At 74.5% G+C, this 21987-nt stretch carries 17 protein-coding genes; 9 read left to right on the forward strand and 8 right to left on the reverse strand.

Annotation, left to right across the window (positions count from 1 at the left end; genetic code table 11):
• Positions 1-308: 308 nt before the first annotated feature.
• The gene (arfA, locus tag ABD823_RS21825; protein WP_344862492.1) at positions 309-1817 is read right to left on the reverse strand and encodes an arabinosylfuranosidase ArfA; all 1509 of its coding nucleotides are present in this window, start codon (positions 1815-1817) and stop codon (positions 309-311) included.
• A 278-nt stretch (positions 1818-2095) separates the two neighbouring features.
• Between arfA and ABD823_RS21830 the strand changes: the two genes are divergently transcribed.
• Complete coding sequence (locus tag ABD823_RS21830; RefSeq protein WP_344862494.1) at positions 2096-3136, forward strand: LacI family DNA-binding transcriptional regulator; 1041 nt, start codon at positions 2096-2098, stop codon at positions 3134-3136.
• Between the two features lie 93 nt (positions 3137-3229).
• On the opposite strand, the gene ABD823_RS21835 is transcribed toward ABD823_RS21830, so the two are convergent.
• Positions 3230-4588 carry an alpha-amylase family protein gene (locus ABD823_RS21835; protein WP_344862495.1) on the reverse strand — a complete coding sequence of 453 codons (1359 nt, stop codon included), beginning with the start codon at positions 4586-4588 and terminating at the stop codon, positions 3230-3232.
• A 270-nt stretch (positions 4589-4858) separates the two neighbouring features.
• On the opposite strand from ABD823_RS21835, the gene ABD823_RS21840 reads away from it, so the two are divergent.
• Positions 4859-5758, forward strand: coding sequence for a TIGR03564 family F420-dependent LLM class oxidoreductase (locus ABD823_RS21840; RefSeq protein WP_344862496.1), 900 nt, complete (start codon positions 4859-4861; stop codon positions 5756-5758).
• Positions 5759-5862: 104 nt separating this feature from the next.
• On the opposite strand, the gene ABD823_RS21845 is transcribed toward ABD823_RS21840, so the two are convergent.
• Both ABD823_RS21845 and dapD read right to left on the reverse strand, forming a co-directional pair.
• Entirely contained in the window at positions 5863-6477 is a 615-nt protein-coding gene (locus tag ABD823_RS21845; protein ID WP_344862498.1) for a phosphatase PAP2 family protein, read from the reverse strand.
• Positions 6478-6531: 54 nt separating this feature from the next.
• Positions 6532-7509: a 2,3,4,5-tetrahydropyridine-2,6-dicarboxylate N-succinyltransferase gene (gene dapD, locus ABD823_RS21850; RefSeq protein ID WP_344862500.1), complete on the reverse strand. Its 978-nt coding sequence runs from the start codon at positions 7507-7509 to the stop codon at positions 6532-6534.
• Positions 7510-7648: 139 nt separating this feature from the next.
• On the opposite strand from dapD, the gene thrS reads away from it, so the two are divergent.
• Entirely contained in the window at positions 7649-9616 is a 1968-nt protein-coding gene (gene thrS / locus ABD823_RS21855; RefSeq protein WP_344862501.1) for a threonine--tRNA ligase, read from the forward strand.
• Between the two features lie 227 nt (positions 9617-9843).
• Here the strand turns inward: thrS and ABD823_RS21860 are convergent, their stop codons facing one another.
• A complete protein-coding gene (locus ABD823_RS21860; protein WP_344862502.1) occupies positions 9844-10371 on the reverse strand; it encodes an Asp23/Gls24 family envelope stress response protein in 528 nt (175 codons plus the stop codon).
• Positions 10372-10497: 126 nt separating this feature from the next.
• Here ABD823_RS21860 and ABD823_RS21865 point away from each other — a divergent pair, with 126 nt between their 5' ends.
• Complete coding sequence (locus tag ABD823_RS21865) at positions 10498-11049, forward strand: HIT family protein (protein WP_344862503.1); 552 nt, start codon at positions 10498-10500, stop codon at positions 11047-11049.
• On the opposite strand, the gene ABD823_RS21870 is transcribed toward ABD823_RS21865, so the two are convergent.
• The 3 genes from ABD823_RS21870 to ABD823_RS21880 form a co-directional block, all read right to left on the reverse strand.
• On the reverse strand, positions 10992-13238 hold the full coding sequence (locus tag ABD823_RS21870) for an alkaline phosphatase family protein (protein ID WP_344862504.1): 2247 nt from the start codon (positions 13236-13238) through the stop codon (positions 10992-10994). The two genes, ABD823_RS21865 and ABD823_RS21870, sit on opposite strands and share 58 nt — an antisense overlap.
• A gap of 130 nt (positions 13239-13368) precedes the next feature.
• Positions 13369-14970: a glycoside hydrolase family 10-like protein gene (locus tag ABD823_RS21875; RefSeq protein ID WP_344862505.1), complete on the reverse strand. Its 1602-nt coding sequence runs from the start codon at positions 14968-14970 to the stop codon at positions 13369-13371.
• A 136-nt stretch (positions 14971-15106) separates the two neighbouring features.
• Positions 15107-17233 (reverse strand): elongation factor G-like protein EF-G2, encoded by a 2127-nt coding sequence (locus ABD823_RS21880; protein ID WP_344862506.1) that lies wholly within the window; start codon positions 17231-17233, stop codon positions 15107-15109.
• 211 nt (positions 17234-17444) lie between these two features.
• Here ABD823_RS21880 and pgsA point away from each other — a divergent pair, with 211 nt between their 5' ends.
• From pgsA to ABD823_RS21905, 5 genes are all read left to right on the forward strand, one after another.
• Positions 17445-18062, forward strand: coding sequence for a phosphatidylinositol phosphate synthase (gene pgsA / locus ABD823_RS21885; protein ID WP_344862508.1), 618 nt, complete (start codon positions 17445-17447; stop codon positions 18060-18062).
• 13 nt (positions 18063-18075) lie between these two features.
• Positions 18076-19059, forward strand: a complete 984-nt coding sequence (locus ABD823_RS21890; RefSeq protein WP_344862510.1) for a phosphatidylinositol mannoside acyltransferase — start codon at positions 18076-18078, stop codon at positions 19057-19059.
• Positions 19060-19105: 46 nt separating this feature from the next.
• On the forward strand, positions 19106-20233 hold the full coding sequence (locus ABD823_RS21895; protein WP_344862512.1) for a glycosyltransferase family 4 protein: 1128 nt from the start codon (positions 19106-19108) through the stop codon (positions 20231-20233).
• Positions 20230-20769, forward strand: a complete 540-nt coding sequence (locus tag ABD823_RS21900; RefSeq protein ID WP_344862515.1) for a hypothetical protein — start codon at positions 20230-20232, stop codon at positions 20767-20769. The genes ABD823_RS21895 and ABD823_RS21900 overlap by 4 nt, the downstream gene beginning before the upstream one ends.
• A 141-nt stretch (positions 20770-20910) precedes the next feature.
• A complete protein-coding gene (locus ABD823_RS21905; protein WP_344862517.1) occupies positions 20911-21930 on the forward strand; it encodes a DUF3048 domain-containing protein in 1020 nt (339 codons plus the stop codon).
• Positions 21931-21987: the final 57 nt, after the last annotated feature.

Here is a 21987-nt window from a genome sequence, read left to right on the forward strand (position 1 = left end):
TCTTCCTGATCGCGGTGCTCGGCCCGGGCCCGTGGGCGCTCGACGCGCTCCTGCGGCGGGGGCGCCGCGGGGACGGGCGGGGCGGCGTGCCGCGGCCCCGCTCCGCGCCCGAGCCCTCGCGGGCCCCGGCCCCGGCCGGTGCCGAGAGCGCCTGACGCCCCCGGCCCGGCCCCGGCATCGGACCGGCTCCGGCCCGGCCCCCGGTGTCGTCTCCGGCCCGGTCCCGCCCCCCGGTCCGGCTCCGGCCCCGCGCCGGACCGCCCGCCCTTCCCGGCGCCTGCACCGGGAGGGGCGGGCGGCGGCCCGGCTCAGCCGTCCGTCAGGCGGATCATGTTCCAGGAGACGGGCGGGAGGACCGCGCGCAGCGTGCCGCCGTCGGCCGCGACCCCGGGCAGCGGGCGGGGGGCCACCCGGTCCGGGTCGTCGGCGCTGTTGCGGGCGTAGACGTCGGGGCCGGACAGGGTGACGGCGCCGTCCGGGCGCACGGGGCCGAGGGCGCGGGTGTCCACCGCCAGCTCCAGCGGCTCGCCGGTCGAGCGGTTGACCGCGAACAGGACCGTCGCCCCGCTCTCCGGATCGCGGGTGGCCACCGCGTCGAGCAGCGGGACCTCGCCGTACTTGGCCGTCTCGTGGACGGGGGAGACCGGCTCCACGCGCAGGACCTCGCCCCGGGCGTGCGCGGCGGTGAGCGCGAACGGGTGGAAGGTGGTCTGCCGCCAGGCCCGGCCCCCGGGCTCGGTCATGATGGGGGCGATCACGTTCACCAGCTGGGCGAGCGAGGCGGCGGTCACCCGGTCGCTGTGCCGGAGCAGGCAGATCAGCAGGCCGCCCAGCGTGACGGCGTCGGCCAGGTGGTAGTGGTCCTCCAGCAGGGGCGGTGCGACCGGCCAGTCCTCGGGCGGCTCGGCGTTCAGGAACCGGGACAGGTACCAGACGTTCCACTCGTCGAACGAGATGTCGATCCGCTTCTTCGCGCCCAGCCGGGCCCGGACGCTGTCGGCGGTGGCGACCACGGAGTCGATGAAGTGGTCCATGTCGGCGGCCGAGGCCAGGAAGCTCGCCAGGTCGCCGTCGTGCTCCTCGTAGTAGGCGTGGCAGGAGACGTAGTCGACCACGTCGTAGGCCTCCTCCAGCACGGTGGCCTCCCACGTGCCGAAGGTCGGCATGGACGATCCGGAGCTGCCGCAGGCGACCAGTTCCAGGCCGGGGTCCAGCATGCGCATCGCGCGGCCGGTCGCGGCGGCCAGCCTGCCGTACTCGCGGGCCGTCTTGTGGCCGATCTGCCAGGGGCCGTCCATCTCGTTGCCCAGGCACCACATGCGGATGGCGTGCGGCTCCTCGGTCCCGTTGGCGCGGCGCAGGTCCGACCAGTGGGTGCCGGAGGCGATGTTGCAGTACTCCAGCAGGTCGAGGGCCTCCTGGACGCCGCGGGTGCCGAGGTTGACGGCCATCATCGGCTCCACGCCCGCCTTGCGCGTCCAGCGCATGAACTCGTCCAGGCCGACGTGGTTGGGCTCGGTGCTGTGCCAGGCCAGGTCGAGCCGGCGGGGGCGCGCCTCCACCGGCCCGATGCCGTCCTCCCACCGGTAGCCGGAGACGAAGTTGCCGCCGGGATAGCGGACCGTGGTGACGCCCAGCTCCCGGGTGAGCTCCAGGACGTCCCGGCGGAAGCCGTCCTCGTCGGCGGTGGGATGGCCCGGCTCGTGGATGCCGGTGTAGACGCACCTGCCGAGGTGTTCGACGAACGTGCCGAAGGTGCGGCGGTGCACCGGCGCGATGCGGAAGGCCGGGTCGAGCGTGAGGTGTGCCTGCTGCACGGAGGCTGCTCCTGTCGGTGCGGGGGCGCGGGCTCCGGGGCGGGACCGGCGGGTGCGGCGGTCCGGTCCCGGGTTCCGCGCGGGACCGGAGCCGATTGTTAGCGTTATCACAAAGGAAGGTCAAGCTCCGGCCGCGCTCCCGCCGGCGCCGTGCGCCCACCGCGGAGGGCGTGCCGGAAGGAGGGACCGGCCCCGGGAAAGGTAGAGTTCGGGACTGCGGTTGTTACCGCAAACACAGCAGCGGCCCCGACGGGGACCCCGACGAGGAACCAGGTGGCATGACTCCGCAGCCCCCAGACGAGACGACGCTCCCCGGCCGCCCCAGGACCGCCGTCATGGAGGACGTCGCGGAGCGGGCGGGCGTGTCGGCGATGACCGTCTCCCGGGTGCTCAACACCCCGGAGAAGGTGCGGCCGGACACCCGGGCCCGCGTCCTGGAGGCGGTGCGGGAGCTGGGCTACCGCCCCAACCAGGCCGCGCGCTCGCTGGTCACCGGGCGCTCGGGCACGCTCGGCGTGGTCAGCTTCGACACCACCCTGTACGGCCCCGCCTCGACGCTCTACGGCATCGAGCGGGCCGCGCGGGGCGAGGAGTACCTCATCACCATCGTGAGCCTGACCGCGCTGAACCGCCGCTCCATCGGCGACGCGGTGGACCGGCTGCGCGCCCAGTCCGTCGAGGGGGTCGTCATCGTGGCCCCGCACGAGTCGGCCGTGGACGGGCTGCGCAGCCTGCCCGCCGACCTGCCCGTGGTCGTGGTCGGCGCCCGCGAGGGGCTGCCGGTGCCGGTCGCCGCGGTCGACCAGGAGGCGGGGGCCGTGCGGGCCGTGCGCCACCTGCTCAGTCTCGGCCACCGCACGGTCTGGCACCTGTCCGGCCCGCCGGACTGGATCGACGCCGCCGGCCGGATCGCCGGCTGGCGCTCGGCCCTGGAGGCGGAGGGCCGCCCGGTGCCCGACCCGCTGCCCGGTGACTGGAGCGCCCGCTCCGGGTACGAGCACGGCCTGCGGCTGGCCCGGGACCCGGAGGTGACGGCGGTCTTCGCGGCCAACGACCACATGGCCATGGGGGTGCTGCGGGCGATGCGGGAGGCCGGCCGCCGGGTGCCGGAGGACGTGAGCGTGGTCGGCTTCGACGACGTGCCGGAGGCCGGCTACCTCTGGCCTCTGCTGACCACGGTCAGGCAGAACTTCGGCGAGGTGGGCCGCCTGGCCTTCGAGCTGCTGCTGGAGCGCATCGACGGGGGCGCGGAGAACCGCTACCGGCTGGTGGAGCCGGAGCTCGTCGTCCGGGAGAGCACGGGCCCCCGCGCGGGGTGAGCGGGCGCGGCCGGGCCTCCGGCGGTCCGGCGGGGTCCGGCCGCATCCGCCGCCGGGGCGCCCGGGCGCCCCGGCGGCGGCGGGGATCCCGGGTCAGCGCGGGCCGAGGACCGTCCAGCCGTGGGCGGGCACGGTGTGGGTGGACGGGGTGCGGCCGGGTGCGGCGGGCGGCCCGGCCGGGGCGTCCCCCTCGGCGGACGACTCCAGCACGGCCAGGCCGCCGGCCTCCACCGGCAGGCGCCGGGGACGGTCGTCGACGTTCAGCAGGGTCAGCACCCTGCGGCCGGGGTCGGCGGGATCGCAGGACTCCAGGACGGCGGCGCGGTTGTCCAGGTACGGCAGGGCGGTCCGGGCCCGCACCAGCCACGGGTGGCGCCGCCTGAGCCCGATCAGCCGCCGGTGCAGCCGGTGGACGGGCCGGCCCAGCGGGGAGAGCTCGCCGGGGGAGCCGGGGAAGGCCGGGCGGACCGCGTCGTCACCGCCCTCCCGTTCCTCCTTGACGCCGGTGAAGGCCTGCTCGTCGCCGTAGTAGACGCTGGGCACGCCGCCGACGGTGAACAGCACGGCCAGGGCGTGGCCGAGGTGGCGGCGGTCGGCCAGACGGCTGGCCAGCCGTGTCACGTCGTGGTTGCCCACGAAGGTCAGGGGCGTGAAGGTCTCCAGCAGCGCGCCGTGCCGGTCCAGGGTCCAGGCCAGCTCGTGGAGGTTGCCGTCGTTGAGCGAGCTCCAGATCGCCTTCCACAGCTCGTACTGGGTGACCGAGTCCAGCCCGCTCTCGCGGACGTAGGCGGCGTAGTCGCCGTGGATCACCTCTCCGACGAACCACGCGCCGGGGTGGCGCGGCCGTACCCGCTCCAGGGCCTCGCGCCAGAACCGGGCCGGCACCGCGTAGGCGGCGTCGAGCCGCCAGCCGGAGGCGCCCCGGGAGAGCCAGTGGTCCATGACGCGCACGACGTGGTCGAGCACGGCGGGCTCGTCGTGGTCGAGGGCGACGAGACGGTGGTGGCCCTCGAAGGTTGCGTACCCCCCGCCGTCCCCGGCCTCTCCGCCCGCCCCGGCGTCCCGGCGGAACCACGCGGCCGCGCGCGGGTCGGCGCCGGCCCGCCGGAAGACCGGGAAGGCCCGGCCGACGTGGTTGAACACCCCGTCCAGCAGGAGGTGCAGGCCCCGGTCCCGGGCGGCGGCGGCGAACCGGTCGAAGTCGGCGTCGTCACCGAGCCGCGGATCGATCCGGAAGTGGTCGACGGTGTCGTAGCCGTGCGTCTCCGAGGCGAAGACCGGGCCCAGCTGCAGGCCGGAGCAGCCCAGCTCCACGGCGTAGTCCAGCCAGGCCTCCAGGTGCCGCAGCCGGTGCCGGACGGGCGCCTGCGGCGGGAGCGCGGCGGCCTCGGCGCCGGTGAAACCCAGCGGGTACACCTGCCACCAGATCGCGTGATCGGCCCACGGCGCCACGGCCGTCCTCCTTCCGGGCGTTCGCCCCGCTCCCCGGGGTTCCCTGAGGTCCCTGGGCGCACCCGCGCCCCGCACGGCACCCCTGCCCCCGCCGCGCGGCCCCATGCCGGGTCCGCCACGGGTCCCGCGGCCGCTCCTCCGCCGGGTTCCCCCGCGGTCCGGGCGCGGGCGCCCCGCGCCCGGGGACCGGCGAGACGATCGACAGGTACGGAACAAAGCTCGGTCCGGGTCGTACACTGGCCCGAGCCACCAGAATGGAGTTCTGCAGCGATGCGAATCGGTCTGTTCATCAACGAGCCCAAGGGTCCGGACGTGCTCGGAAAGCTCCGCGAGCGGATCGCCAGGGGGGCCGACGACGGCTTCACCTCGGCCTGGGTCTCGCACATCTTCGGCCTCGACGCGCTGACCGCGTTGGCCGTGGCGGGCGCCGGGGTGCCCGGGATCGAACTCGGCACCGCCGTCGTGCCGACCTACCCGCGCCACCCCGCCGCGCTGGCCCAGCAGGCCCTCACCGCCAACGCCGCGCTGGACGGCCGCCTGAACCTGGGCATCGGGCTCTCGCACCAGGTGGTGATCGAGGGCATGTTCGGCTACAGCTACGAGCGGCCCGCCCGGCACATGCGCGAGTACCTGTCGGTCCTGATGCCGCTGGCGCGCGGGGAGAAGGTGGACTTCCAGGGTGAGACCCTCACCGCGCGGATCGGCCTGAGCACGCCCGGCGCGGGGCGGATGCCGGTCCTGATCGCCGCGCTGGCCCCGCGCATGCTCAAGCTCGCGGGCGAGGTCGCCGACGGCACCGTGCTCTGGATGACGGGCCCCAGGACCGTCGCCGAGCACATCGCCCCCGCCGTCACCGAGGCGGCGCGGGCCGCCGGCCGGCCCGCGCCGCGGATCGTCTGCGCGCTGCCGGTCTGCGTCACCGACGACGCCGAGGCGGCGCGGGCCCGGGCCGCGGAGGTGTTCGCCGTCTACGGGCAGCTGCCGTCCTACCGGGCGGTGCTCGACCGGGAGGGCGCGGCGGGCCCGGCCGACGTGGCGATCGTCGGGGACGAGGAGAGCGTCGCCGCGCAGATCGGGACGCTGGCCGAGGCCGGGGTCACCGACTTCGCCGCCGCCGAGTTCGCCTCCGACGGCGGCCGGACCCGGGAGTTCCTCAAGACCCTGCTCTGAGGCGAGACCCCGCTCTGAGGCGGGCGGCCCCGCGCCCCGCGCTCCCGCGGCGCGCGGGGCCGGGGCCGCGTGCCGTACCGGGAGGGCGGGCCCGCCGGGCGGGCTCAGACGCCGAACGCGGCCAGGGTCGCCCAGGCCGAGCCGGCACCGGTGAGCGCCCCGGCCGCGACCTGGGCGGGGGTGTGGTGGCGCAGCCGTACCCGCGCCCAGCAGATCACGGCCACGACCGGCGCGCCCGCCGCCAGCACGGGTACGGCGGGCAGCACGTGGGCGAGCACCACCACGGTGCCTGCGGACACGGCCGCGTGGAAGGAGATCTTCCAGCGCAGGGTGATCGGGACGGTCAGGGCGAGGGCGGCCAGCATCGCGGCCACCGTGGCGACCAGCAGCCGGGGGCCGTCCAGGGAGGCCAGCAGCACCAGGGCGACGACCACGGCGACCATCGCCACCAGCAGCGGCCGGGTCCGGCTCGCCCGGTCGACCAGGTGGTGGGAGTCCAGCCGCCCGGAGCGCACCCCGGCCAGGATCACCCCGGCGGGGACACCGCCGCACAGCACCGAGGCCATCAGCCCCCAGCCCGCGCCCGGCCAGCCGCCCGTCACCATCCCGACCAGCGGCGGCAGGCCGATGACCAGCGCCTGCGGGGAGAACAGGTCGGTCACCCACCGAGCCACGGTGGTGCCGGCCCCGGAGTCCGGGGCCGCCCTGTGCCCGGTCATCGATCACCCCCAGCGTCGCGGTCCCGGCCGCCCGGCGGCCGGGACCGCGACGGCTCAGTCGTTGGCGTGCAGGATCGCGTTGAGCTCCACGCCGGTGCCCTGGCGGGGGACGGCCTCGACGGCGCCGGTGGTGGAGTTGCGGCGGAACAGCAGCCCGGAGGCGCCGGAGAGCTCGGCGGCCTTGACGACCTTGCCGTCGGGGAGCGTCACCTTGGTCCCGGCGGTGACGTACAGGCCCGCCTCCACGACCACGTCGTCGCCCAGGGAGATGCCGATGCCGCTGTTGGCGCCGAGCAGGCAGCGCTCGCCGACGGAGATCACCTGCTTGCCGCCGCCCGACAGGGTGCCCATGATCGAGGCGCCGCCGCCGACGTCGGAGCCGTCACCGACGACGACCCCGGCGGAGATCCGCCCCTCCACCATGGAGGCGCCGAGCGTGCCGGCGTTGAAGTTGACGAAGCCCTCGTGCATCACCGTCGTGCCGGCGGCCAGGTGCGCGCCGAGCCGGACGCGGTCGGCCTCGGCGATCCGCACGCCGGTCGGCACCACGTAGTCCACCATCCGGGGGAACTTGTCGACGCCGTAGACGGTCACCTGGCCGCGGGCGCGCAGGCGGAGCCGCACCTCCTCGAACCCCTCGACCGGGCAGGGGCCGTGGTTGGTCCACACGACGTTGGCGAGCAGGCCGAAGACGCCGTCCAGGTTCTGGCCGTGCGGCTTGACCAGGCGGGCGGAGAGCAGGTGCAGGCGGAGGTAGACGTCGTAGGTGTCGGCGGGCGGCTCCGAGAGCTTGGCGATGCCGGTCTCCACGGCGACCACCTCGACGCCCCGGTCGGCGTCCGGGCCGAGCAGCGCCGCGGCGGCGGGGCCGAGGGCCTGCTCGGCCTCCTGCGGGGTCAGCCGGCGGGTGCCCGGCGCGGAGGGCTCACCCAGCCGCGGGGAGGGGAACCAGGTGTCCAGCACCGTCCCGTCGGGGGTGATGGTCGCGATGCCGACGCCGTGGGCGCCGGAAGTCTGAGCTGCTGCGTTCACAGCGACCAAGACTAGATGATGTCCCCGGCCCGGCCCGTGGACGGGCTCGCCGGATGACCGGGCACCGGCCGGTCGGCCGCTCCGGCGCGCCGTGCTCACCGGTAGCATCGGTTTTCTACCACTCATCGAAGGAGCAACCGTGTCTGCCGCGCCAGAACTTCGCATCACCCTCGCCGGAGCCGAGCGTGTGGTGGCTGGGGGCACGACGTACGGCGACGTCCTCGGGGCCGACGGCCGCTCGGTGGTCGCCGCCCGGGCGAACGGCGAGCTGAAGGACCTCGCGGCCGCCGTGGCCGACGGCGACGTGATCGAGCCCGTCGAGGCCGGCAGCGCCGACGGCCGGGCGATCATCCGCCACTCCACCGCGCACGTCATGGCCCAGGCCGTCCAGGAGATCTTCCCCGAGGCGAAGCTCGGCATCGGCCCGCCGGTCGAGAACGGCTTCTACTACGACTTCGACGTCGCCGCCCCGTTCACCCCCGAGGACCTCAAGCGCATCGAGAAGCGCATGCGCGAGATCGTCAAGCAGGGCCAGCTCTTCTCCCGCCGCGCCGTCTCCGACGACGACGCGCGCGCCGAGCTGGCCGCCGAGCCGTACAAGCTGGAGCTGATCGGGCTCAAGGCCGGCGCGGCCGACGAGGAGAGCGTCGAGGTCGGCGCCGGCCAGCTGACCATCTACGACAACCTCGACCCCAAGACCGGCGAGCTGTGCTGGAAGGACCTGTGCCGCGGCCCGCACGTGCCGAGCACCCGCTCCATCCCGGCGTTCAAGCTGATGCGCTCCGGCGGTGCCTACTGGCGGGGCAGCGAGAAGAACCCGCAGCTGCAGCGGATCTACGGCACCGCCTGGGAGTCGCGCGAGAGGCAGGACGAATACCTCCACCTGCTGGAGGAGGCCGAGAAGCGCGACCACCGCAAGCTCGGCGCCGAGCTCGACCTGTTCAGCTTCCCCGACGAGCTGGGCTCCGGCCTGCCGGTCTTCCACCCCAAGGGCGGCGTGATCCGCAAGATCATGGAGGACTACTCCCGGCGCCGGCACGAGGAGGCGGGCTACTCCTTCGTCAACACCCCGCACATCACGAAGGAGAACCTGTACCAGGTCTCCGGCCACCTGGACTGGTACGCCGACGGCATGTTCCCGCCCATGGAGCTGGAGGGCGCGAGATACTACCTCAAGCCCATGAACTGCCCGATGCACAACCTGGTCTTCCGGGCGCGCGGGCGGTCCTACCGGGAGCTGCCGCTGCGGTTGTTCGAGTTCGGCACCGTCTACCGCTACGAGAAGTCGGGCGTCGTGCACGGCCTGACCCGGGTGCGCGGCCTGACCCAGGACGACGCGCACATCTACTGCACCCGCGAGCAGATGCGCGACGAGCTGGTCTCGCTGCTCCGCTTCGTGCTCGACCTGCTGCGCGACTACGGCCTGCGCGACTTCTACCTGGAGCTGTCCACCAAGGACCCGGAGAAGTTCGTCGGCAGCGACGAGGACTGGGAGGAGGCGACCCGGACGCTGCGCGAGGTCGCCGAGTCCGAGAACCTCGAGCTCGTCCTCGACCCGGGCGGCGCGGCCTTCTACGGGCCGAAGATCTCCGTGCAGGCGCGCGACGCGATCGGCCGCTCCTGGCAGATGTCGACGATCCAGCTCGACTTCAACCTGCCGCAGCGCTTCGAGCTGGAGTACCAGGCGGCCGACGGCTCCCGGCAGCGGCCCGTCATGATCCACCGGGCGCTGTTCGGCTCGATCGAGCGCTTCTTCGGCGTCCTGGTCGAGCACTACGCGGGCGCCTTCCCGCCCTGGCTCGCCCCGGTCCAGGCCGTCGGCATCCCGATCGCCGACGCCCACGTGCCCTACCTGCAGGACCTGGCCAAGAAGGCCCGGGAGCGGGGCGTGCGGATCGAGGTGGACGCCTCCGACGACCGGATGCAGAAGAAGATCCGCAACGCGCAGAAGGCCAAGGTGCCGTTCATGCTGCTGGCGGGCGACGAGGACATCGCCAACGGCGCGGTCTCCTTCCGCTTCCGCAACGGCGAGCAGAAGAACGGCGTCCCGGTGGACCAGGCGATCGACGAGATCGTCGACGCGATCGAGCGCCGCGTCCAGGTCTGAAGCCGCGGCCGGCTCCGGTCGCCGCCCGGCCCGCTCCGTGACCTCCGGACCCGGCCGCGGTGCCGTGATCGGGCCGCGGTCCTGATCGGTCCGGGGTCACGGGGCCGCGATCGGGCCGCGGTCCCCGGACCGCGGTGCCGCGACCGGGCCGGACACGCGGGCGGGCGGCGGGCCGCACACCGTGCGTTACGGCCCGCCGCCCGCGCCCGTGCCGTTCTCCGCGCCGGTCAGGCGCCGGCGGCCGGCTCGGAGCCGGCCTCGCCCGGCAGGCGCACGTCGTCGACGGTGACGTTGACCTCGACGACCCGCATGCCCAGCATCCGGCTGACCGTGCGGGCCACGTTGGTCTTCACCTCGTTGGCCACGTCCATCACCACGTGGCCGTACTCCGCCACGATCGCCACGTCCACGGCGACGGTGCGGTCCTGGACGTGGGCGACCACGCCGCGGGGCAGCCCGGCGCGCTCCCGGACCGCCTCGGCCAGTTGCCCGGGATCGGTGCCCAGACCGGCGACCCCCGCCACCTCCAGGGTGGCGAGCGCGGCGACCTTCTCGACCACCTCGTCGGCCACCTTGATCCGGCCCTTCACCACGGCCGACGACACCGGCTCGGGGGCCGCCGCCACGGACGCGCCGAGCGAGAACGGGCGGACGGCGGGGGCCGCCGCGGCGGGGGGCTCGGGAGAGGAACCGGTCTCCCGGGCCGCCTCCTCGATGGTCTCGTCGACGGTTTCCTCGACGGAGACGTCGGTCATCTGCTGCTCCTCGGCTGTGTTCTGTCACGCTCGCTGGGACTGTGCCGAAATTATGCACCGTATGCCCGTATCGATGACCGGGAGGCGCCGGTCCGGCCGGGTTCACCGGGCAATATGCTGGCCGCCATGAGCAACGAGCCAGAGCTGCAGCGGGGGGCAGGAACGCCGGACGCGTTCGAGAGGCTCTGGACCCCTCACCGGATGGCGTACATCAAGGGCGAGAACAAGCCCACCGGCTCGGGGCCGGAGGACGGCTGCCCGTTCTGCGAGATCCCGAAGCTGGGCGACGAGGACGGCCTGATCGTGGCGCGCGGCGAGGCCGTCTACGCCGTCCTGAACCTCTACCCCTACAACTCCGGGCACCTGCTGGTCTGCCCCTACCGGCACATCTCGGACTACACCGACCTGACCGCCGCCGAGACCGCGGAGTTCTCCGACTTCACCCGGCGCGCCCTGGCCGCCCTGCGCAAGGCCAGCGGCGCGCAGGGCTTCAACGTGGGCATGAACCTCGGCGGCGTGGCCGGCGCCGGCATCGCCGCCCACCTGCACCAGCACGTGGTGCCCCGCTGGGGCGGCGACACCAACTTCATGCCCGTGGTCGGCCAGACCAAGGTGCTGCCTCAGCTGCTCCGCGACACCAGGTCGCTGCTGGCCGGCTGCTGGCCCTCCGAGGGGTAGGGCGGCACGCCGTCGCGCAGCACCGCGACGCCCGCCGAGATCACCAGCGGCAGCGCCAGGGCCAGCGCCATGGACAGCACCGCCGCGCCGGAGTCGTTGACGAGCATGCCGACCACCCCGCTGACCAGCGTGCCGATCAGCCCGGCCCGCAGCGCGGGGGAGTAGGCGAACGCGGCCGGCAGCACCCCGGCGCTGGCCGTCTCGGGGTGCAGCATCGCGTAGACGAGGAACGCCAGCGCCACGATCACGATCGGCATCAGGTTCGGGCTGAGGAAGGTGCCGACCATCGCGCCGAACTTGCGCCAGATCACGTCCATCGCCTCGCCGCTGACGATCTGGCCGACGAACCGGCCGAGATGGGTCTGCGCGGCCGGCGGGCGCAGGTTGTCGAGGTAGGCGATCGCCATCACGGTGACGCCTCCCGCCACGCACAGCGCGCCGAGCCGGACGACCGAGACCCGCCGCCCCCCGAGCAGCAGCGCGGCCACCGCGATGCCCGGCACGAACGCGATCACGCCGCCGAAGTCGCTGCCCACGCCGGGCCAGCCGCCCAGGACCATCGCCGAGCAGCCGAGCAGCACGACGGTCGCCACCGCGGCCCGCCTGCGGCCCCGCCTCAGCAGCCGGTGGGCGAGCATCGCCGACAGCAGCAGCACCGAGGTGGCCAGCAGCGCGAACGGGATGTTGCCCAGGCCGTAGTAGCGCGCGCCCACCACGGCCGTGTAGCCCATCACGCTGTCGAGCTGCAGGGGCGTGCCGGCCAGCAGGTCGCCGGCGAGCACCGCCGCGGTGACCCCCGACACGACCGCCGCCGGTCCGAGCGGGCTGCCGTTGCGCAGGGCCGCGCGCCGGGGCCGGGCCCGGGAACCGCGCCGCCTCCCTCCGGAGCGCAGGAGCGGCCGGACGCGCGCCCACAGGAACGGCACCGCCAGCGCCGCCGCGGTCAGCAGCAGCGCGCCCCCGGCGATCCCCAGGGCGAGTTCGAGCGCCGGGGTCCGCGCGTGGCGCCAGCCGGTGAGGTTGACCAGGTAGGTGGAGACCGGGACCGAGGCGAGCACGAGCGCCGCCACGCGCACCCGGCCCAGGCCGCGCCGGCGGCGCAGCAGCAGGAAGGCGGTGGCGTAGAAGACGACCTGGAGCACGGCGACGGCGCTGAAGAAGACCCCGCCGACCTCTCTGATCGTCCGGCCGGCCGTGTCGGCCGCCTCCAGCTCGGCCTGCGCGGCCGCCGTCCCGCCGGTACGGCCCGCACTCTCCCGCCACGGCGTGCCGACCACCGTGGGCGGGACCGGGACGCCGGCGACGGAGAGCACGGTGGCGGTGATGTCCGGCAGGATCGTGACGTCCTCGCGCCGGGTGGAGGCCGCGCCGAGGAACCGGCCCTGGGCCTGCGCCCCGGCGCGCATCATGGCCACCCGCAGGTGCGGCTGCGCTCCGTGGTCGGACAGGCCCGCCAGCAGCACGGTGGCGTCGGGAGGGAGCACGCTGAGCACCGCCCCGGCCTTGACGTCGGCCCGGCGCAGCGCGGTCGCCCGCTCCTGCGGGGTGAGGGCGTCCTCGACCGCGGGCAGCCGGTCGCCGCCGAGGTACGGCCGGATCAGGTCGTCCACGTCGACCGCGATCACCCGGCACGCGGTGAGGGCGTCCGCGCGGATCTGCGCGGGGGAGGGCGCGTAGTGGTCCACCGTCCCGGTCCGGTCGGCGAGGGCCAGCGCGGCGCCCGGGCCGATCGCGAGCGTGCACTCGCCCGCGGCGCGCACGGCCTCGCCGAGCGTCCCGGCGTTGCGCTGCCCGGCGACGTCGAGCAGGTAGCGGTAGCCGGGGACGACCGCCCCGGTGCCGGACGGCTCGGGCACCGGCGGCAGGCCGCAGGAGTAGCCCACCGCGGACCTGATCCCGGCCGAGACCGTCAGCCACGCGTCGTAGGGGCAGGTCACCCGGGCCACCGCGCGGACCGAGAGCGAGCCGACCGCGCTCTGCGCGGCCAGCTGCCACAGGTTGGGCGTGCCCTGCGGGCTCAGATCGCTCCAGCGCAGGCCGGGTACCCCGATCAGCACCGCCCGGCCCTCCACCGGGGCCGAGGTGCGCCCCGGCCCGTCCGCCCGGCCCTCCACCGGGGCGGAGGCCCGCGCCGCGCCGGGCCACAGCACGCCCAGCACCAGCGCGAGCACCAGCAGTGTGCGCCTCATCGGTGACCTCCCCGGACCTCGCCGTCGAACGTTCGGTATCGGATGCTGGCACCGTAGGGGAAGATCACGCGCCGGGTCCATCGGAACCGGCGCGGAAGGGGGGCGGGGACCCGCGGGCGAGGCGGGGCCGCTACGGGAGGAGGGCCGGCGTGGCCGCGCTCTCGTTGTGCAGCCGGTCCAGGGCGGAGACGAGGTAGGTCCCGCCGCCGCTGACGGGCAGCTTCTGGCGCGCGCCGGAGGAGGCGGGCACGACCGCGACCAGGTTGCGGGCGTCGGCCACCGCGCACGCGTCGGCGGCGCCGGAGGCGACCCGGTAGACCGCGTAGGCGCGGGCGCCGGGGGAGGACTTCCACGACAGCGCGGCGCCCTGGAGCCGGACGTCGGCGGGGCGGGCCGGGGCGCCGCCGCCGAGGTCCGGCATCAGCGGCATCAGGGCCGGGCGGGAGTAGTGGGTCTTCTCGACCCGGTCCATCGCGCCGAGCGGGTTGCTGCGGATCTGCTTGGCGCTGAAGTAGACGTCGCCCTGGACCTGCGGGTGCCTGCGGTTGCGGGTCAGGTGGGAGGAGAGCTCGCCGGGCCGTTTCCAGGCCGGGGTGTCGGCGGCGCCCACCCGGTACAGGGCCTGGCCGATGTACAGGTGCACGCCGGTGCCCTCGACCTGCTCGGCCCACCACGGCATCAGCACGTCGTAGTCGGCGACCCGGAAGCCGCGGGGCCAGTAGAGCTGCGGCATGACGTAGTCGACGGTGCCCTTGCGGATCCAGTGGCGGGCGTCGGCGTAGATGGCGTCGTAGGCGGACATGCCGCTGGTGGCGGAACCGGCCGGGTCGTTGGAGGCGTTGCGCCAGATGCCGAACGGGCTGATGCCGAACTTCACGTGCTTCTTGGTCGCGTGCACGACCCGGTCCACCTGGGCGACCAGCTTGTTGACGTTGGAGCGCCGCCAGTCGGCGAGCGTGGCGCCGCCGCCGTACCGGGCGTAGGCGGCGCCGTCCTTGAAGGCCGTGCCCCGGCCGGGATACGGGTAGAAGTAGTCGTCGAAGTGCACGCCGTCGACGTCGTAGCGGCTCACCACGTCCTTGATGACGGCGGTCACGTGGTCGCGGACGGCGGGCAGGCCGGGGTTGTAGTAGAGGCGGCCCTCGTGCTTGACGACCCAGTCGGGGTGGACCCGGGCCGGGTGGGAGGCCGGCAGGGAGCGCACGTCGTCGTCGTAGGCCGCGCGGTAGGGGTTGAACCAGGCGTGGAACTCCATGCCGCGCTTGTGCGCCTCGGCGATCAGGAAGGGCAGCGGGTCCCACCCGGGGTCCTTGCCCACCGTGCCGGTCAGGAACTTCGACCACGGCTCCAGGGAGGACCGGTAGAACGCGTCGGAGGCCGGGCGGACCTGGACGAAGACGGCGTTGATCCGGCGCTCGGCCGCGGCGTCGAGGAGCTTGACGTAGTCGGCCTTCTGCCGCGCGGCCGACTGGCCGGTGCGGGCCGGCCAGTCGATGTTGTTCACCGTGGCGATCCAGACGCCGCGCAGCTGCCGCTTGGGGTGGCGCGCGTCGGTGCGGCACTGCGCGGCGGCGGCCGTCGTCTCGACCGCGGCGGCCGTGCCCGCGGCGGGCGCGTCCTGCGCGTTCCCCGGTCCGGAGGCCCCGGCGTCCCGAGGTCCGAAGGTGTAGGCGGCACCGAGAGTGAGCACGGAGAGGGCGGCGGCTGCAAGCAGTGGTCGTCCGGTTCGCATGGACCACAGTGTGTCACCGGTCCCGCCGTGCTCCGGCCGGAAAAAAGAAATCGGTTCGTGATGCTTGTGTTACGGAAGTGAATCTCCGGGAGGTGTGGGGAGGCCGGGACGCGCCTCCCCGCGCCTCCGGAGCGGGTCAGGCGGTGACCTTGTCGACGAGGTGGGAGGGGAGCGGCTCGTACCGCAGGAAGGACCGGCGGAAGGTCCCCGTCCCGTGTGACATCGATCTCAGGTCGATGGCGTAGCGGGTCACCTCCAGCTGCGGCACCTCGGCCCGCACCAGGGTGCGCCCGGTGCCGACGGGTTCGGTGCCCAGCACCCTGCCGCGGCGCGAGGACAGGTCGGACATCACCGCGCCGACGTGGTCGTCGGAGACCAGCACGCAGACCTCGTCGACCGGCTCCAGCAGCAGGACCGGCACCTTGGCGGCCGCCTCCTTCAGCGCGAGCGCGCCGGCGATCTGGAAGGCCATGTCGGAGGAGTCGACCGAGTGGGCCTTGCCGTCGTAGAGCGTGACGCGGATGTCCACCATCGGGTATCCGGCGAGCACGCCGCGCTCCATCTGGGTGCGCACGCCCTTCTCCACCGACGGGATGAACTGGCGCGGCACCACGCCGCCGACGATCTTGTCCACGAACTCGAAGCCGCCGCCCGAGGGCAGGGGCTCGACCTCCAGGTGGCAGACGGCGTACTGGCCGTGCCCGCCGGTCTGCTTGACGTTGCGGCCGACCGCCTGGCACTTCCCGCCGAGCGTCTCACGGAGCGGCACCCGGAGCTCGACCTTCTCGACCTCCACGCCGTGCCGCTTGCTCAGCCGGTCGAGCAGGACGTCGGCGTGGGCCTCGCCCATGCACCACAGGACGAGCTGCTTGGTCTCGGGGTTGTTCTCCAGCCGCAGCGTCGGGTCCTCGGCGACGAGGCGGCCCAGCGCCTGCCCGAGCTTGTCCTCGTCGGCCTTGGAGCGGGCCTGGATCGCGACCGGCAGCAGCGGGTCCGGCATGCTCCAGGCGGTCATCAGCAGCGGGCGGTCCTTGTCGGAGAGGGTGTCGCCGGTCTCGGCCCGCGCCAGCTTGGCCACCGCGACGATGTCGCCGGCCACGGCCTTGGGGACGGGGCGCTGGTGCTTGCCCAGGGGGCAGGAGAGCGCGCCGACGCGCTCGTCGACGTCGTGGTCCTCGTGCCCGTGGTCGGCCAGGCCGTGCCCGGAGACGTGCACGGTCGCGTCGGGGCGGAGCGTCCCGGAGAAGATCCGCACCAGACTGATCCGGCCCACGTAGGGGTCGCTGGTGGTCTTGACGACCTCGGCCACGAGCGGGCCGTCGGGGTCGCAGGCGATGTCGGTCACCGGCTTGCCGTCGATCGTGGTGATCTCCGGCATCGGGTGCTCCGGCGGGGCGGGGAAACCCTGCGTGACCAGCTGCAGGACCTCCGCCATGCCCACGCCGCCCCCGGTGGTCAGCACGGGGTGGAAGCCGCCGCGGGCCACGGCCTTCTCCAGGTCGGACAGCAGGACGTCGAGGCCGATCTCCTCTCCGGCGAGGTAGCGGTCCATGAGGGTCTCGTCCTCGCTCTCCTGGATGATCCCCTCGATCAGGTCGCCGCGGTACTGGTCGATCTGCTCCTGGTACTCGCCGGGCGCGTTCTCGGTCCGGCTGCCCGTGGCGTAGTCGTAGAACCGCTGCGTCAGCAGCCCGATCAGGCCGCGCACCCCGCCGTCGGCGACCACCGGCAGGAACAGCGGGGCGACGCCGTCGCCGAAGGCGTCCTGGCAGGCGGTGAGCGCCTCGTCGAAGTCGGCCCGCTGGTGGTCGATCTTGCTGATCACGACCGCGCGGGGCATGCCGACCGCGGCGCACTCCTCCCACAGCATCCTGGTCAGGCCGTCCACGCCGTCGGTGGCCGGCACGACGAACAGCGCCGCGTCGGCCGCGCGCAGGCCCGCGCGCAGGTCGCCGACGAAGTCGGCGTAGCCGGGCGTGTCCAGCAGGTTGACCTTGATGCCGTTGTGGACCAGCGGGGCGACGGTGAGGTTCACCGAGCGCTGCTGGCGCACCTCGACCTCGTCGAAGTCGCTGACGGTGGTGCCGTCCTCGACCCGGCCGGGGCGCTGGATCGTCCCCGTCGCGGCCAGGAGCGACTCCACCAGGGTCGTCTTGCCCGCACCGGAGTGGCCGACCAGCACGACGTTGCGCACCATGTCCGGCCGGTCGGCCGCCGGCGCCCTGCCCGCGGCTCCCGCTGCACCGCTCGATTTCTCCGCCATGTCGCCTCCCATGTCGTCCCGTGTCGTCGGCGGAGGGGGCGGTCGCCCGCGGCCGCACCCCGAAGGTCCGCGCTTCCGCGTCCGGCCACCGCAAGGACGCGGTGTGTTCACCAAATACCCATGTGGCGGATATCACAAGAGGGATCGCCCGATCCGGTTGCGGGGCCGCGGATACGCGCCCCGCGGCCCGGTGGCCTACGATCGGAGCGCGATGCTGAAACTTCTGCGCCCCGCCGTCACCCGAGCCCTGACGCCCCTGGCCAGGGCGCTCGTCAGCCGGGGCGTGGGCCCTGACGCGATCACCGCGCTCGGCACGCTCGGCACCGTGGCCGCGGCCCTGTTCTTCTACCCCCGGGGCCAGCTCTTCGCCGGGACGCTGGTGATCACCTTCTTCGTGCTGGCCGACCTCCTCGACGGCGTCATGGCCAGGATGACCGGCCCGGGGAGCACCTGGGGGGCCTTCCTCGACTCCACCCTCGACCGGGTGGGCGACGCCGCGATCTTCTCGGGGCTGGCGGTCTGGCTGGCCCTGGAGGGCGAGCGGGTGCAGGCCGGGGTGGCGCTGTTCTGCCTCGTGGCCGGGGCGCTGGTGTCCTACGTGAAAGCCAGGGCGGAGGGCCTCGGCATGACCTGCGACGTCGGCCTGGCCGAGCGGCCCGAGCGGCTGGTGGTGGGCCTGGTCTCGGCCGGCCTGTCCGGCCTGGGCGTGCCGTACGTCCTGCCCGCCGGGCTGTGGCTGCTCGCCGCGGCCAGCGCGGTCACGATCGGTCAGCGCCTGCTCCACGTCCGCCGCCAGGCGGTCGCCCTCCCGCCCCGGACCCTCCGCTGATGGGAAGAGAGCGATGACCGACACGCCGTCCACCCCGCCGACGCAGCCGCCGCCCGCCCCGCCGGCGGCCCCCGCGCCGACCCGGGCGTCCGCGCCGTCCCTGCAGGACCGCCTCGTCGCGGCCGGTTTCGGCGCGGGCTGGGCGCTCGTGCCGCACCTGCCCGAGCGCCTGGTCGCCCGGGCCTTCGACGCCGCGGCCGACCGGCTGTGGAGGCGCCGGGGGCCCTCGGTGCGCCGGCTGGAGGCCAACCTCGCCCGGGTCAGGGGCACCTCGGCCGACGACCCCGCCGTCCGGGAGCTGAGCCGGGCGGGCATGCGCTCGTACTTCCGCTACTTCCACGAGGTCTTCCGCCTGCCGTCCGTCCCCAAGGCGGAGATCCTCGCCCGGACGCACGTCACCGGCGCCGAGCGCATCTTCGAGAACCTGGAGCGGGGCCGCGGCGTGGTGCTCGCCCTGCCCCACATGGGCAACTGGGACCAGGCGGGGGCCTGGCTCATCGGCTCGGGCCACCCGTTCACCACCGTGGCCGAGCGCCTGCGGCCCGAGTCGCTGTTCCGCCGCTACACGGCCTTCCGCGAGGGCCTCGGCATGGAGGTGCTCCCGCTGACCGGCGGCGACGGCCAGAACTTCGGCACGCTGGCCCAGCGGCTGCGCGCCGGCCGGGCGGTCGCCCTGCCCGCCGAGCGCGACCTGACCGCCAAGGGGATCGAGGTCTCCTTCTTCGGCGCGGCCACCCGCATGCCGGCCGGCCCGGGCCTGCTGGCCGTGCACACCGGCGCCGCGCTGCTGCCGGTCATCACCTACTTCCACGGGCGCGACTGGGGGCTGGAGATCCACGAGGAGATCGAGGTGCCGGCCGAGGGCACCCGCCAGGAGAAGGCGGCCGCGGTCACGCAGAGCCTGGCCGCCGTCTTCGAGAAGGGCATCGCCGAGCACCCCGAGGACTGGCACATGCTGCAGCGCCTCTGGCTGGAGGACCTGGAGCCGCGGCCATGACGGCCGCCGCGGCCGGCCGCGGCGCGGGCCGGGCGGTGGGGGAGCGATGAGGGTCGGCATCGTCTGCCCGTACGCCTGGGACGTGCCGGGCGGCGTCCAGGTGCACATCCGCGACCTCGCCGAGGCGCTCATGGAGGACGGCCACCACGTCTCGGTGATCGCCCCCGCCTCCGACGACGCGGAGCTGCCGGACTACGTGACGTCGGTGGGCCGCGCGGTCCCGGTGCCCTTCAACGGGTCGGTGGCCCGGATGTCGTTCGGGTTCCTGTCGGCGAACCGGGTGCGCCGCTGGGTGCGCGACGGGCGCTTCGACGTCCTGCACGTGCACGAGCCGTTCATCCCCTCGGTGGGCCTGCTGGCCTGCTGGGTGGCCAGGGGGCCGATCGTGGCGACCTTCCACGCCTCCTACGGGCGCTCCCGGGCCTTCTCGGTGGCCACCCCCGTGATCATGAGCGCGCTGGAGAAGATCACCGCCCGGATCGCCGTGTCGGACGCGGCGCGCAAGACCCTGGTGGAGTTCATCGGCGGCGACGCCGTGCTCATCCCCAACGGGGTGGCGGTCCGCCGCTACACCGAGGGCGAGCCGCTGCCGCGCCCGGCGGGCGGCGAGGTGATCGGCTTCCTGGGCCGGATGGACGAGCCGCGCAAGGGCCTGCCCGTGCTGCTGGAGGCGTTCACGCTGCTGGCGCCCCGGCGGCCGAGGCTGCGCCTGCTGATCGCCGGGCCCGGCGACGCCGGCGAGGTGCTGGAGCGCGTCCCGTCCGGGCTCCACGACCGGATCGACCTGCTGGGCATGGTCAGCGAGGCCGACAAGGTCCGCGCCTACCACTCGGTCGACGTCTTCTGCGCGCCCAACCTGGGCGGGGAGAGCTTCGGCATCGTGCTCACCGAGGCGATGTCCGCCGGCGCCGCGATCCTGGCCAGCGACATCCCGGCCTTCCGCAAGGTCCTCGACGAGGGCCAGGCCGGGGCGCTGTTCGAGACGGGCAGCGCCGAGTCGCTCGCGCGGGAGGCCGCCGCGCTGCTGGACGACCCCGCGCGCCGGGCCAAGCTCTCCGACGAGGCGCGCACCGCCGTGTGGAAGTACGACTGGTCCACGGTCGCCCGCGACGTCGTGCGCGTCTACGAGACGGTGGCGCGCACGGGCGGGGTCGAGGAGGACGACACGCCGTGACGGTCACCACGATCCTGGTGGTGGGCGTCCTCCTGCTGCTCACCGCCGTCTACGTCTCCTGGCGCGCGGGCCGGCTGGACCGGCTGCACATCCGGCTGGAGGTGGCCCGCGAGGCCCTGGACGCCGCCCTGGTACGGCGGGCCGCCGTCTGCCTGGAGCTGGCCGGGTCCCGGATCCTCGACCCGGCCACGAGCCTGGTGCTGGCCGCCGCGGCCCACGAGGCCCGCGCGGCCGGGCCGGAGGAGCGCGAGCACGCCGAGAGCGACCTGTCGCGCGTGCTGCGGGCGGTGCTGGACCAGGAGCGCTTCCGGGAGAAGCTGGCCGAGACCCCGGCCGGTGAGGAGCTGCTGGCGGAGCTCGACGCCGCGGTCGCCAAGGTCGTCTACGCCCGCCGCTTCTACAACAACGCGGTCGGCGTGACGCGCGTGGCCCAGCGCCGCTGGCTGGCCCGCACGCTCCGGCTGGCCGGGCACACCGCCTACCCGGGCTTCTTCGAGATCGACGACGCGCCGCCGCGCGCGCTGGCGGCCGAGTGACCCGGCTCCCGGGGTCCCGCCGGCGCCGGGCCCCCGGGACCGCGTCCTCCCAGGTTGCCTACATGAAATCGCTATACAAGCGGAACACCCGACAAGTCGGTCACAGGTAAGCTCTTGGCGATTTCAGGCCGATTCGAGGAGATGACCGTGCGGCTACCCCGGATGATCGCCGTCACACTGGCCGGAGCGGCGGTTCTGGCGCCCGCCGCGGCGTGCTCGTCCGACGAGCCCGCTCCGGGCAGGCAGCCGCAGGCGGCGGCGGACTCCCCGGAGCCGACGCCGACCCCGGAGCCGGCCCACCCCTTCACCGGCCTGCCCGGCGGGCGCCGCGGCCCGGTGCTCGCGGTGAAGATCGAGAACACCGCGGCGGGCAAGCCGCAGCTCGGCCTCAAGAGCGCCGACATCGTCTACGTCACCCAGGTCGAGGCCGGGCTGACCCGGCTGATCGCGGTCTTCTCCTCGAAGCTCCCGGCCAAGATCGGCCCGGTCCGCAGCGCGCGCATCACCGACCTGCACCTCGTCCCGCAGTTCGGCAAGCCGGCCTTCGCCTACTCCGGCGCGCAGACCAAGATGCTGCCGTTCATCGCCGAGGCCCCGCTGTTCGACGTCTCCGACAGCCGCGCCCCCGGGGCCTACTACCGCCAGCCCGGCCGCTACGCCCCCTACAACCTGTTCGCGAACACCAAGCGGCTGCTGGCCGCGGCGCCCGAGGCGAGCAGGGCCGAGGACATCGGCTTCACCTTCGGCGACGCCCCGGCCGAGGGCGGCACGCCCCGCAAGACCTACAGCGTGCGGTACCCCGCGGCCCGCTTCACCTTCGGCTGGTCGGAGAAGGCCGGCAAGTGGCTGATCTGGCAGGACGGCGAGAAGGACATGGCGGCCGAGGGCGGCCAGCTCGCCGCCCCCACGGTCGTCGTGCAGTACACCAAGACCGTGCGCTCGCAGTTCCACGACAAGAACCAGAGCTACACGCCGCTGGTGCACACCACCGGCAAGGGCCGGGCGGTCGTGCTGCGCGACGGCAAGGCCTACAAGGCGCGCTGGAGCCGCGCCTCGGAGGAGGAGGGCACCGTCTTCACCACCGAGACCGGCGAGCCGATGAACTTCGCCCCCGGCCAGGTCTGGGTCGTGCTCGCCTCGGCCAAGCCGGTCACCCCCTGACCGGTCCCGGCCCGCCCGCGCGCCCCGGCGGCCCGTACACGGTGTCCAAGCCGGGCC

The sequence above is a fragment of the Planomonospora alba genome (genome assembly GCF_039534085.1).
Taxonomy (GTDB): domain Bacteria; phylum Actinomycetota; class Actinomycetes; order Streptosporangiales; family Streptosporangiaceae; genus Planomonospora_B; species Planomonospora_B alba.

Bases quoted from the DNA above. Each gene is read 5' to 3' on its own strand.
- ABD823_RS21895 (WP_344862512.1), top strand. From the start codon at position 19,106: ATGAGGGTCGGCATCGTCTGCCCGTACGCCTGGGACGTGCCGGGCGGC.
- ABD823_RS21840 (WP_344862496.1), top strand. From the start codon at position 4,859: ATGCGAATCGGTCTGTTCATCAACGAGCCCAAGGGTCCGGACGTGCTC.
- pgsA (WP_344862508.1), top strand. From the start codon at position 17,445: ATGCTGAAACTTCTGCGCCCCGCCGTCACCCGAGCCCTGACGCCCCTG.
- ABD823_RS21860 (WP_344862502.1), bottom strand. From the start codon at position 10,371: ATGACCGACGTCTCCGTCGAGGAAACCGTCGACGAGACCATCGAGGAG.
- ABD823_RS21890 (WP_344862510.1), top strand. From the start codon at position 18,076: ATGACCGACACGCCGTCCACCCCGCCGACGCAGCCGCCGCCCGCCCCG.
- ABD823_RS21830 (WP_344862494.1), top strand. From the start codon at position 2,096: ATGACTCCGCAGCCCCCAGACGAGACGACGCTCCCCGGCCGCCCCAGG.
- ABD823_RS21905 (WP_344862517.1), top strand. From the start codon at position 20,911: ATGACCGTGCGGCTACCCCGGATGATCGCCGTCACACTGGCCGGAGCG.
- ABD823_RS21875 (WP_344862505.1), bottom strand. From the start codon at position 14,970: ATGCGAACCGGACGACCACTGCTTGCAGCCGCCGCCCTCTCCGTGCTC.
- ABD823_RS21880 (WP_344862506.1), bottom strand. From the start codon at position 17,233: ATGGCGGAGAAATCGAGCGGTGCAGCGGGAGCCGCGGGCAGGGCGCCG.
- ABD823_RS21870 (WP_344862504.1), bottom strand. From the start codon at position 13,238: ATGAGGCGCACACTGCTGGTGCTCGCGCTGGTGCTGGGCGTGCTGTGG.
- ABD823_RS21845 (WP_344862498.1), bottom strand. From the start codon at position 6,477: ATGACCGGGCACAGGGCGGCCCCGGACTCCGGGGCCGGCACCACCGTG.
- ABD823_RS21865 (WP_344862503.1), top strand. From the start codon at position 10,498: ATGAGCAACGAGCCAGAGCTGCAGCGGGGGGCAGGAACGCCGGACGCG.